The following is a 10,046-nucleotide window of genomic DNA, read 5'->3' as shown; positions in this document are numbered from 1 at the left end:
CGGGTTAATCGGGGGCATGATTAGTGCTGTCTTTTATTTGGTTAAGAAGTGAAACAACAAGCCGGCCTGGAGGTCGGCTTGTTTCTTTTTTTGGCTCTTCCTAAGAATTCCCCTCCCTGAGAAGCCCGCAAAATCAAAAAATCGTCATCAGGGGTTTATTTTGGCCCGGATTCCAATGAAAAAGCCAGAATCCCCTTCAAAAAACACTATAGCTTGTCTATTTTGACTTTCTGAGCGTAGATGGGCATTATTTTTCACAGACAATGTCCATGATTTCAGGATTTAAGGGCGAAGTTCACCCGTTTATGGGCGAAAACCCCCTGTGTATGGGCGAAACCCCGCCCAACTCCATATCCACTCCAAAAAACAAAAACCGCCCTCCCAACCGAGAAAGCGGCGTCCTAAATCAAACCCCATCATCGTTCAATCGTAATATAAAACCTCCCCCAGCAGCTGTTCCACGTAAAGTCAATTCCGAGAATAGCGTTCAGGGTGCTGCGGTGTTTCTCCATCATGCGATAGGCGAATCGATTGGCGTCTCGCTCGATCCATTGGGAGCGGTAGCCGTTCGTGCCGGTGGTGATATAGGGCGTGTTATATTGTTTTTTCATATGAATACGCTGGTAAGCGTGGCGGATTTCATGGAAGAGATCTTGGATTAAGAATAATTGCATGAGTCCTTCGCGATAGGCTGGGTTTTTGACGGTATGGTTGAAGGGGAAGAGGGCAATAGTGCCGAGCTTGTGGTAGCCGCCGAGTGTCCCGTTCAAGGCGTCTTGGTAGCACCAGTCATCAAGATAGAGTTGTCCATATTTGCTGCGGTCGGCTTTGACTTGGTCGGCCGTTTCATAGATGGAGATGGTCATCCCAAGATGGTTATAGTTTTTATGCAGCAGACGCAGGATTTGCTTGAGCTGCAAGTCGGAAAGGATTTCGGTTTGGTTTCGCAGCGTTGTTTTTGCCTGTTTGATTGGTAAGCTTGTTCGTGACCCCTCTGGTCTCATCATTCTTTCTTGTAATGTCATGTAAGGAAACATCTCCTGTCAAAGATTCATCTGGTTGTGCGGCATTTTTCTTTATGTATATGCCAGTCCGTGGCTGAGTATTCATCGTAAAGTCCTTTGGCTTATGTGACAAGAGTAGACATTCTGTCTGTCATTAAATGGAATGTTGTAGCATATTATACAGAAATTTGGCAGTTTTAGTCAATAAAAGGTTTTGGAGGAGGTCAAGGAGGGTATGTTAACTCATTAGTCATTTGAAAGGAGCTGGTTTCGGAGATGGAATTATCCATAACGATTAGACCTGCTGCGTTAAAGGAACTGCAAGCACTCCATTTGAATGAAGGGGAGGGCATCCGTATCGGTTCTTCCTATGTCGGGAGCTGTTCTTTATTCGCTGATTATCAATTATCGATCGACCAAAGGCAGGAGGGCGATGAGGTTCATGAACTTGAGGGTATTCCTTTCTTCATCTCGGAGAAGAGCAAGGCCTATCTTCATCATGAGCTGTTCATTGATTACAACCCGGCATTGGGATATAAGCTCTCAAGCCCGGAGGAAGTGTATAAGTACGATCTATCGCTTAAGCGAGCTGATAAAGAAGAAGGCTGAACCCCATTGGTCCAGCCTTCTTTTTAGGATGCCAAAAATGACAGAGAAATCAGCACCGTCGCCGACACCGTAAACCAAAACGTATTCTGCGGATGATCCTCCTCATATTTCAGCTTTTGCAAGATTGCAATGAAGTTCACACATAGTACGACTGCCCAAATCGGCACCGTAAAAAATATAAACACAACGAATACACTCATCCCCATGATTATTATCCCCCTAAAAAAAGGAGCCCGGACCAATAGTCCGAGCCCCAGTCTACTCTCTATAAATCCAGCACAAGCAATTCCTTCAGCTCATCACCGGACAATTCGGTAATCCAGTTATCGCTTTGAACGATTTCGTCATTCAAGCTTTGTTTTTTCTCAAGCATGGCGTCGATCTTTTCCTCAAGTGTGCCGGAGGCGACCATCTTATGGACATGCACGAAGCGTGTCTGGCCGATTCGGTAGGCACGGTCGGTCGCCTGGTTCTCAACGGCCGGGTTCCACCAACGGTCATAATGGATGACGTGGTTAGCGGCGGTGAGGTTCAGTCCTGTTCCTCCTGCTTTTAACGAAAGGAGGAGAATCGGGTACTTGCCCTCCTGGAAGGCACTGACCATATCATCACGCTGCTTCTTGCCGGCAGAGCCGTTTAGGAATGGCACCTTATGGCCGTAGCGGCGCTCAGCAACATGCTTGATCATATTGCCCATCTCGATGTATTGCGTGAAGATGAGTGCACTCTCATCCTGCTCGTACACGGCATCTAGAAGCTCGATCAGTTTCTCCATTTTGCCGGAGCGGTGGAGGATATGAGTTGGCGCTTCTTCCTTCATGTAAAGGGCCGGATGGTCGCAAATTTGCTTCAATTTGGTGAGCATCTGCAGGATCAGTCCCTTGCGCTCAAATCCGCTCAATTGCTCAATTTTCTCAAGCGTATCCTTCACGAGCTGCTCGTATAAGGCAGCCTGCTCGGTGGTAAGAGTAACGAATTCCTTCTGCTCAAGCTTATCCGGCAGGTTGAGGGCAACCTCCTCATCCTTCTTCGTACGGCGAAGCAGGAAGGGCTGGATGAGCTTCTGTAAGGAGGCAATCTTCTTCTTGTCGCCGTCCTTTTCAATCGGAGCAGCGAAATGCTTATCAAAATGAGCCTGAGAGCCGAGATAGCCCTTATTGATGAAATCAAAAATGGACCAAAGCTCGCTTAGGCGGTTCTCCATCGGCGTCCCGGTAAGCGCAATATGCTGGCGCCCTTGCAGCTTGCGGGCGGTGCGGGATTGCTTTGTATGCGAATTCTTAATGTTCTGCGCCTCATCAAGCACGACCGCATCCCATGTGATGGAGAGGAATTCCTCTTCATCCTGATGAAGCAGGCCGTAGCTTGTGAGCACGACATCTGCTCCAGCGAAGCCGCCGGTAAAATGCTCACCCTTCTTCCGGCTTGAGCCGTAATGAAGGTGAACCTTGAAGTCAGGGGCGAAGCGCTCGATTTCCTTCTGCCAGTTGCCGAGCACCGATGTCGGACAGACAATTAAGGCAGGGGAGGTGGACGGTCCGTTCTTCTCCCTGACAGCCAATAGATAGCTGATTAACTGAATCGTCTTCCCAAGACCCATATCATCTGCGAGACAGGCGCCAAAGCCATATTCGCGCAGGAAGAGCAGCCAGCTCATGCCTTGCTGCTGGTACGGTCTTAAAGAGCCATGGAAGGTATCCGGCACATCGATAAGCGGAATATCAGTAAGTGACCGAATCTTCGTCATGAAGCGCTTCAAGTCATTATTCAGCTCGAATTGAATGCGGGCATACTGGTCCTCATCGACCGCTTCCTCGTCATCGTCCTGAGTCAGCTCTTGGTTGAGGAGGTCCATCATGCGAATGCCGCGTTCATCGGCCTCACGCTTCAGCTCCTGCATCCGTCTCATGAAAGCCGGGTCAAGACGCACCCAGCGGCCTTGGACATACATGAGGCGGCGTTTTTCCTCGACGAGTTTATTGAATTCATCCTCTGATACGTTTGCTCCATTGACGGAGAAACGCCAATTATAATCGAGCAGGGCATTGATGCCAACGAAGGATTTGCGGCGGCTTGTGTTTTTCACCTTAGCGCGCATCGTCACCTTCGCATCCTTGATCGCCTGCCACCAGGATGGCAGCAGAATCTCCGCACCGAGCATATGAAGCACCTCGGAGGCATCGGTCAGGAAGTCCCAAGCCAGGTCCTCAGTGAGGATATCATCCATCCATGGGAATAAGGCCTTCCAGCGGGCAAGCTCCTCTTCGGCTGCCTCCAGCTGTTTCTTCCAGGAGAACGGAATCTTATGACGCTCAGACCAGAGGAAGAACTGGTCGGGTTTCTTCTTCCCGCGCATGAACGGTTCAAGCTTCCATTGGTCCACCTCATCGCCAGCGGCGAAATCCGGTTCGCTCAGGCGCAGGCCGAGGGTGAAGAGAAGTCCGTTATCACGCATGCCTGTCCACTCATTCCAGCGGTCCTCGGTGAAGAATTGGCTGAGTGCCTTGACCGGCAAACCCTTCTCGGCAAAAATATTCACGAGATCGCGCACACGATGGTTGCCGGGACGATCCTTGACGGCCTCATTCAGCCATTCATTTGCATAATCGCGCACCGTCATCTGAATGGTTTCTCCGCCAGCGATATGTTTGACCATCTCCTGCTCCCAGAAGGATTCATGGAAGTCATCGATGATTTCCTGCGGGAGCGGGAAGGTGAGGGCATTTGGGTCCATTTCATCGAAATTCGGCATGACCGTTCCGTTCTCCACAGCCTCAAACAAGCTCTGAGCAAGAGAAAGGCTGATTGAGGCCCAGTTGGACCATGACCATTGAATGAAGCTGTTGAACGGCTCCTTCGATAGGACCTTCATCCAATCATAGGCCGAGAGGATAATACCGCTCTTACCGTCAAGCTTCGCGATCTCAAGCTTCGTGCCGTAGAAGCTGTCCTCATCCCAAAGAAAGAAGCTCGGTGCCCAGAACTCAGCCTGGACCTCCTCGCCTTCATCCGTTCCATAAACAAAAATGCGTCCGTCTTCGAGTAATTCAATTTGGATGTAAAGTGTGTCAATCAGCTGCATCAATTAACTTTCCCTTCCTCAGTTCTTCCTGGAATGCACGCAATCGTTTATAGGTTTCACTTATATAGGTAATATAGGATTCCCATACAGGGACCCGTTTTAATTTCTTATAAATCGTCCGCAGCTTCTTCAAGTACCTGACAGCCTCGCGGTAGGATGAGCGGTTCTTGCTGCCAATCAGCTGAATGACCTGCTGGTGATAGATGGGAAGCAGCACCTCCGGATTCTCCTTCTGGATCTCCTTTGTTTGCTGCGGCCACTCAAACAGCACATTCATACGCTCAGCCACCTGCAGCTCGACCCATTTCTTGTAGTCCTTTTTCTCATATAAATAATGTGAGTATGGAATCAAGGAATACGGAATCGTCTCGCGCAGCATTCGTTCAAGCAGGTCAAAGCGTTTTGTCGCTGAGCTGAACGGACGGATGATTTGCAGGGCATTATACAAGTAATTCGTGCGCTTGTATTCCTGTGTATAGCTGTACGTCAGGAAGGCTTTAATATTCTTTGAGTAGAATTCCACAAACGGAATCATACGGGCATGCTGCTTCTCATCGTTCAGTTCCTCGAGAATGAAGGTGAGATAATAGCAGGCGGCAGGACCGATGGAAAGGATATACTGGAGTGCCTCCTCATCCTTGCCATCAAGCATCAGCAGGTGAACGACCATCATCTTCGCAAGCTCCGCCTCCACCTCGGCTAGTGATGGAATCAGGCTCTCAAGCCGTCTCATCTCAGCAGCCCGCTCCTCCTTCGTGGCAAGGCTTGCGGACCAAATCAGAACATACATCTGCCAGCGGTAAAAGGTGAAGGAATCCACATAGAGAAGGCTCACGGTTTCCTCAAGGAAGGCCTCAATGAATTCCTCAGAATCAAACGGGCGGATCGATGTTTCAAAGCGGCTCATCTCATCAATCAGCGCTAGATAGAGCTCATGCACCGATTGCTGAAGCATTTCTTTCCGGAAATGGTCGAGCGATTCGGAATCCTGGTCAAATAAATAACGCATTCCATGGAAATAGGCCATGCTGCGGTAGAGCGGAATCCATTGCCGATTCTCCGGTTCGCTTCGCTGGATGGCACGCTGATAAGAGGAGGCGATTCGATGAGTGCCCATCATGAAATAAGGGGGCAGGACCAGCTCCTCCCGTGCAACGTCAGCAAAGAAGGCCCTCCAGGAGGCATAGTTATGGTCCGGCTTCGCATTCATCGGTTTTGCCTTCGTTTCTTTAAAGACAGGACCGGACTCGAGTGACTTCTTCAGCCCGTACAGCGCATTATTCTTATTCTTCCACTCCTCCACCCAGTCAGATACGCTCGCGGATTTGCTGTAGGCCGCAAAAAAAACAGCCAACTGATGACGGCAAAGATCGATCGCCGGGCAAGAGCAGGAGCTATTGCTCGGAAATGTCAGATCAAGCGTCACATCGACCTTCATCACATCCTGTACGACCCCGTGGATTAGTTCATCTTCTATTTGGAGCTTCGTCACCATTCCTTGCCGGTATAGGACGAGGCCTTTCGTAACAACATTCACATCGTTCATTGACTTTGGTGAAAGCACGCCGGCTATGCGATCGCCATAGAATTTTAGTGCATCATGCATACATCATTCTCCTTACCCGACAGTGTAACCAAGTTTACTCTTAATTGTAACAAACATCATGAAAAAAACGTATGAAAAGATAGCTTCTGGCAAAACACTAGAGAATAAAACAGTAAAAGAGGAAGCTATGAAGAGTAAGCAGTGGATCAGGAAACATAAATGGGTGTGGATCAGTGCCCTTATCCTCCTCCTCGCCGCTCTCCTCTTCATCCCCATCTATGAAGCGTACCAATCCATCTCAGACCCGCTCGCCGAAAGGCAGTCAAACTTGCGGGAGGAGGCCCTTCAATTAGAGAAAAAGGAGCCGTTCTCCGTTCTTCTCCTTGGGGTCGATGATGATGGAGAGGTCAGGAGAAACGCCGGAACAATCATGGTGCTGACCGTTAACCCGGCAGTTCAGTCCATTAAGCTTCTCCATATCCCCAGGGAAACAAGGGTGGACATCCCCGGTCAGGACCAGCCTGATAAGCTGAACCATGCCTACAAGACAGGCGGGGTGGAGCTGATGATGGAGACAGTGGAGGAATTTGTGGACGTTCCGATTGATTACTTCGTCAAGATCAATATGGAGGGAGTGGAGGATGTTGTTGACGCGATGGGAGGCATCACAGTCGAGAATGAGAAGGCCTTCTCCTATGAGGGCTACCATTTCCGAAAAGGACGCATTAGCCTCGATGGAAAGCAGGCTCTTGCCTATATCCGGATGCGCCAGCTGAATGAGAATGGCGAAGAGGAACGGCATGAAAGGCAGCAAAAGGTCATTGAGGAGGTTATCCGCAAGGGAGCTGACCTGCAATCTCTCACCCATTACGACAAGATTGCGACCGCCCTCATGAATAATGTCAAAACAAACTTCACCATCAAGGAGATGTTTCAAATCAAGAAGCATTACCAGGCTGCTCTCCAGCATCTTGATAGCATAAATATGCAAGGGAGTGCTAAAAAAATAAATGGTGTCTATTATGACGTCATTGATGACAGCGAGATAAAGAAAATTTCTAAAATATTACAAAAACATCTGGATTATTAAATCGTAAACAAGTACAATAGAGAAAGCAGAAAATATTCATCTAGGAATATTCCTCGAGTTATAAAAATAAAGGAAACACAAGCATTCCTGTATGAATATGCATATATCCAACGATTTTTCTAGCACAGTGGCCTGACAACCTATTTGCTAAACCTGTTAAACTGTTATCAAATGGGAAATGAAGGAGGCTGGGCATCAATGGAATTGAATGTAAGAGTCTTACCGAAATTTATCGATGGGGAATGTTCAATTGAATTCTCGTTCTTTTTTGATCAAGCTGATATGAAGATAGGAGAAGCTGTCATCCTAACCTGTGAGGAGGAGATGGATGCTCAATTAATTGAAGAAGAGCCAATCCTGAATCCGAAGAAACGCGTGCACCAATATCCTAAGATCGCCTTTGTCACCGACCTCGTGGTCATGGAAGGACATAAAACAGCCGCAATGAAAGAGATCAAGAAATTCCTCAACGTCATCGGAATCCATAACATCCGATATCGAGACCAACGTGTAGCCGCAATGGCATAAATCATATAACAGAACGAAAGACCAAATTCAGCACTTAGCTCTGGATTTGGTCTTTTTCATTTAGTAAAACTCCCCTTTGGTTAAACATGACTAAAATTACACTATTATGGTATATTTACAATGATTGCATAATTATTATAGGAGGATGTTCATGAGGAAAATTTTCATGGCTTTTTTAGGGGTAGTTTTATTATTATCAATGATCAATCCCGCTTATACAAATAATCTAGGTGAAGCTGCAACATCTGAAGGAGAAACAAAAAGCACAGCTATTCCAGTTACCGCAACTGCTGCTTTAAAGGGAGAGTTGACGGATTACTCAACTAAATATTATAAGGTTACGATGCCTGATAATGGTGAACTCTCTATTTCTATGGCAAACACAGGTGATTCAATCGATGTGTCTGTATGGGATAGTCAAGGGGATGACCTTTTAGCGATTTTAGACTCAGAAAATGAAATAGGTCCGATGAAGACCACTATGGGATTTGCCAAGGGACAGGTCATCTATATCATGATTGATGGATATGGTGAGTCTTCTAAGTATGATATTCAGTTAGGTTTCAAGGCAAAAGGAAATTTTGAGAAGGAACCAAATAATCATATTGCTAAATCTCAATTACTTAGCCTAAATACAAAAACAAGCGGTTATGTAGATGACGATATGGATTATCGTGACTATTATAAATTCACTTTGACAAAGCCAGGCAAAGTAACAGTGAAATTAAGCAATTCTAAGCAAGGAGAATTATATTTTGGTTTGATGAATGAGGATGAAAAGGATTACGATTATCTCATTACAAACCCATTAAAGAGCGGCTCAACCAGTATGGAGATTGGACTGCCAGTTGGAACCTACTATATGAGTGTTTCAGGAGATTCCCTCTCCAATGAACCGATTCCTTATCAATTAGAATTGAAATTCACGGCTGGAACCAATTATGAGACGGAATCAAATGATAAGAAGGCAGAAGCAGATCCAATAAAACTGAATTCCAGCTATCAAGGCTTTCATAATGGTGGATATGATAATGATGTTTACTCATTCAGGCTGACAAAGAAAGAGAAACTGAAGTTCAGCGTGAGTGATTCAGTCAATTTTATGACAGTGGAGAATGGAGAGAGAGAACTTGAGTGGGTGGTCCCTGAGGATACTACATCAGGGGTTGCAACGAAAACCATTGAGTTAGCTCCAGACACTTATTATGTCAGAATTAATGGTAGTTCTAGCACTCCATATAACCTAAAAGTACAAAGCATAACAGCTGCCCTTGCTGCCAGCAAAGTCACCGTTAAGAATAACTACAACAAGAATGACAGCGTGACTGTCAGTGGTATTCAAAAAGAAAATCTAATCAAGGTATATGATAAGAGCAGCGGCGGCAAGCTTTTGGCCAGCAAAAAATCTACTGGTACCTCGACAACCCTTTCTATCAAGCAGCTCAGTCAAAAGGCTGGAAAGGTTTATGTTACTAATACAAAAGCAGGTTCCTTAGAAAGCGCAAGAACAGCTGTATCCTATAAAGCAGAACCTTCCGCTCCTTTAAAGGCATCACAGGTGAAAATCACAAATAACCGTGCGAAGAATGATGTCATCAAAGTCAGCAGCATCAAAAAAGGTGACACAATCAAGGTCTACAATAAAGCCAGTGGTGGAAAGTTACTTGTGAGCAAGAAGGCCAAGGGGACATCTGTGGACCTATCTGTGAAGCAGCTCAGCCAAAAGGCGGGAAAGGTTTATGTAACTGTCACAAGATCAGGGCTGCTTGGAAGTTCAAAGACAGCTATCTCGTATAAGGCGGAACAATCTGCTCCGCTAAAGGCTAGTCAGATCAAGGTGAAAAACAATAAAGGTAAATCTGATACGATCACCGTTAAAAGCATTAAAAAAGGTGATACCATTAAGGTCTATAACAAAGCGAGCGGCGGCAAGCTCCTCGTTTCCAAGAAATCAGCTGGAACATCGACGACCCTTTCTGTTAAACAATTAGGGAAGAAGGCAGGAAGTGTATATGTTTCCATTACGAAGAGCGGGCTGCGCGAGAGCTCCAAAGTAAAGATGTCGTACAAAAAGGAATAGGCCCATTCAGGCAGTCATCTATGTTCATTGAATCTAGATGACTGCTTTTTTTACCGTTAATCAATCGATTGATTAATAATCAAGTTGGAAATAATAAGGATAATCTA

The 10,046-nt window shown here is 46.4% G+C and carries 8 protein-coding genes; 4 read left to right on the top strand and 4 right to left on the bottom strand.

Annotation, left to right across the window (positions count from 1 at the left end; genetic code table 11):
• Positions 1 to 416: 416 nt before the first annotated feature.
• Positions 417 to 1,037, bottom strand: coding sequence for a hypothetical protein (locus ACI35L_RS10840; protein ID WP_439802879.1), 621 nt, complete (start codon positions 1,035 to 1,037; stop codon positions 417 to 419).
• 243 nt (positions 1,038 to 1,280) lie between these two features.
• Here ACI35L_RS10840 and ACI35L_RS10835 point away from each other — a divergent pair, with 243 nt between their 5' ends.
• Positions 1,281 to 1,613, top strand: coding sequence for an iron-sulfur cluster biosynthesis family protein (locus ACI35L_RS10835; RefSeq protein ID WP_439802878.1), 333 nt, complete (start codon positions 1,281 to 1,283; stop codon positions 1,611 to 1,613).
• 23 nt (positions 1,614 to 1,636) lie between these two features.
• On the opposite strand, the gene ACI35L_RS10830 is transcribed toward ACI35L_RS10835, so the two are convergent.
• The 3 genes from ACI35L_RS10830 to ACI35L_RS10820 are packed head-to-tail and all read right to left on the bottom strand — an operon-like array spanning position 1,637 to position 6,301.
• The gene (locus ACI35L_RS10830) at positions 1,637 to 1,819 is read right to left on the bottom strand and encodes a hypothetical protein (protein WP_049669347.1); all 183 of its coding nucleotides are present in this window, start codon (positions 1,817 to 1,819) and stop codon (positions 1,637 to 1,639) included.
• Positions 1,820 to 1,878: 59 nt separating this feature from the next.
• Positions 1,879 to 4,695 carry a DEAD/DEAH box helicase gene (locus ACI35L_RS10825; protein ID WP_439802880.1) on the bottom strand — a complete coding sequence of 939 codons (2,817 nt, stop codon included), beginning with the start codon at positions 4,693 to 4,695 and terminating at the stop codon, positions 1,879 to 1,881.
• Positions 4,682 to 6,301, bottom strand: coding sequence for an SWIM zinc finger family protein (locus tag ACI35L_RS10820; protein WP_439802877.1), 1,620 nt, complete (start codon positions 6,299 to 6,301; stop codon positions 4,682 to 4,684). The genes ACI35L_RS10825 and ACI35L_RS10820 overlap by 14 nt, the downstream gene beginning before the upstream one ends.
• Before the next feature lie 127 nt (positions 6,302 to 6,428).
• On the opposite strand from ACI35L_RS10820, the gene ACI35L_RS10815 reads away from it, so the two are divergent.
• From ACI35L_RS10815 to ACI35L_RS10805, 3 genes are all read left to right on the top strand, one after another.
• Positions 6,429 to 7,331: an LCP family glycopolymer transferase gene (locus ACI35L_RS10815; RefSeq protein ID WP_439802876.1), complete on the top strand. Its 903-nt coding sequence runs from the start codon at positions 6,429 to 6,431 to the stop codon at positions 7,329 to 7,331.
• A gap of 198 nt (positions 7,332 to 7,529) precedes the next feature.
• Entirely contained in the window at positions 7,530 to 7,859 is a 330-nt protein-coding gene (locus tag ACI35L_RS10810; protein WP_049669351.1) for a hypothetical protein, read from the top strand.
• Positions 7,860 to 8,010: 151 nt separating this feature from the next.
• Complete coding sequence (locus ACI35L_RS10805; protein WP_439802875.1) at positions 8,011 to 9,939, top strand: hypothetical protein; 1,929 nt, start codon at positions 8,011 to 8,013, stop codon at positions 9,937 to 9,939.
• The last annotated feature ends 107 nt before the right edge of the window (positions 9,940 to 10,046 follow it).

The organism is Pradoshia sp., from assembly GCF_051873915.1.
GTDB lineage: Bacteria > Bacillota > Bacilli > Bacillales > Pradoshiaceae > Pradoshia.
Note: the sequence above shows the minus strand (reverse complement) of the source record. Positions and strands in the feature narration are given on the sequence as shown.

Bases quoted from the DNA above. Each gene is read 5' to 3' on its own strand.
- ACI35L_RS10835 (WP_439802878.1), top strand. From the start codon at position 1,281: ATGGAATTATCCATAACGATTAGACCTGCTGCGTTAAAGGAACTGCAA.
- ACI35L_RS10810 (WP_049669351.1), top strand. From the start codon at position 7,530: ATGGAATTGAATGTAAGAGTCTTACCGAAATTTATCGATGGGGAATGT.
- ACI35L_RS10825 (WP_439802880.1), bottom strand. From the start codon at position 4,695: ATGCAGCTGATTGACACACTTTACATCCAAATTGAATTACTCGAAGAC.
- ACI35L_RS10820 (WP_439802877.1), bottom strand. From the start codon at position 6,301: ATGCATGATGCACTAAAATTCTATGGCGATCGCATAGCCGGCGTGCTT.
- ACI35L_RS10840 (WP_439802879.1), bottom strand. From the start codon at position 1,037: ATGTTTCCTTACATGACATTACAAGAAAGAATGATGAGACCAGAGGGG.
- ACI35L_RS10815 (WP_439802876.1), top strand. From the start codon at position 6,429: ATGAAGAGTAAGCAGTGGATCAGGAAACATAAATGGGTGTGGATCAGT.
- ACI35L_RS10830 (WP_049669347.1), bottom strand. From the start codon at position 1,819: ATGGGGATGAGTGTATTCGTTGTGTTTATATTTTTTACGGTGCCGATT.
- ACI35L_RS10805 (WP_439802875.1), top strand. From the start codon at position 8,011: ATGAGGAAAATTTTCATGGCTTTTTTAGGGGTAGTTTTATTATTATCA.